The sequence below is a fragment of the Streptomyces sp. NPDC056373 genome, assembly GCF_042262425.1.
GTDB lineage: Bacteria > Actinomycetota > Actinomycetes > Streptomycetales > Streptomycetaceae > Streptomyces.
This window is the reverse complement of the sequence record NZ_JBHJPX010000058.1, coordinates 1-1,241: the sequence shown is the minus strand read 5'-3', so window position 1 is coordinate 1,241 and position 1,241 is coordinate 1. Positions and strand designations below refer to the sequence as shown.

Below are 1,241 nucleotides of genomic sequence, written 5' to 3'. Positions count from 1 at the left end.
GGCCTACCACTTCTTCGAAGTGGAAAAGGTACTGCACGTGACTGTATGGGGCTATAGCTCAGCTGGGAGAGCGCCTGCCTTGCACGCAGGAGGTCAGCGGTTCGATCCCGCTTAGCTCCACCATATAGTCCGGTATTTCAATACTTCAGAGTATATTGGCGACAGTATGCTGCGAAGTATTTTGCTCTTTAACAATCTGGAACAAGCTGAAAATTGAAACATGACGGCTGAAATTTATCCCTCCGTAGATGTACTGGGATGAAGAGTAACCTGTCATAGAGTCTCTCAAATGTTTGCAGCACGAACGATGGAAACATCTTCGGGTTGTGAGGTTAAGTGACTAAGCGTATACGGTGGATGCCTAGGCAGTCAGAGGCGATGAAGGGCGTGCTAATCTGCGAAAAGCGTCGGTAAGGTGATATGAACCGTTATAACCGGCGATACCCGAATGGGGAAACCCAGTGTGTTTCGACACACTATCATGTCATGAATACATAGTGGCATGAGGCGAACCGGGGGAACTGAAACATCTAAGTACCCCGAGGAAAAGAAATCAACCGAGATTCCCCCAGTAGCGGCGAGCGAACGGGGAGGAGCCCAGAACCTGAATCGGCTTGTGTGTTAGTGGAAGCGTCTGGAAAGTCGCGCAGCAAAGGGTGATAGCCCCGTACACTAAAATGCACAGGTCGTGAGTTCGATGAGTAGGGCGGGACACGTGACATCCTGTCTGAATATGGGGGGACCATCCTCCAAGGCTAAATACTCCTGACTGACCGATAGTGAACCAGTACCGTGAGGGAAAGGCGAAAAGAACCCCGGCGAGGGGAGTGAAATAGAACCTGAAACCGTGTACGTACAAGCAGTGGGAGCACCTTCGTGGTGTGACTGCGTACCTTTTGTATAATGGGTCAGCGACTTATATTTTGTAGCAAGGTTAACCGTATAGGGGAGCCGTAGGGAAACCGAGTCTTAACTGGGCGATTAGTTGCAAGGTATAGACCCGAAACCCGGTGATCTAGCCATGGGCAGGTTGAAGGTTGGGTAACACTAACTGGAGGACCGAACCGACTAATGTTGAAAAATTAGCGGATGACTTGTGGCTGGGGGTGAAAGGCCAATCAAACCGGGAGATAGCTGGTTCTCCTCGAAAGCTATTTAGGTAGCGCCTCGTGAACTCATCTTCGGGGGTAGAGCACTGTTTCGGCTAGGGGGCCATCCCGGCTTACCAAACCGATGCAAAC

Annotated in this window: 1 tRNA gene and 1 rRNA gene; both read left to right on the top strand. The window is 50.7% G+C overall.

The features are described 5' to 3' along the window. The first annotated feature begins 47 nt into the window (after positions 1-47). Positions 48-123: transfer RNA gene (locus ACFCXS_RS39440), tRNA-Ala, on the top strand. A gap of 207 nt (positions 124-330) precedes the next feature. Then, positions 331-1,241 (top strand): 23S ribosomal RNA (locus tag ACFCXS_RS39435); the annotation flags it as partial.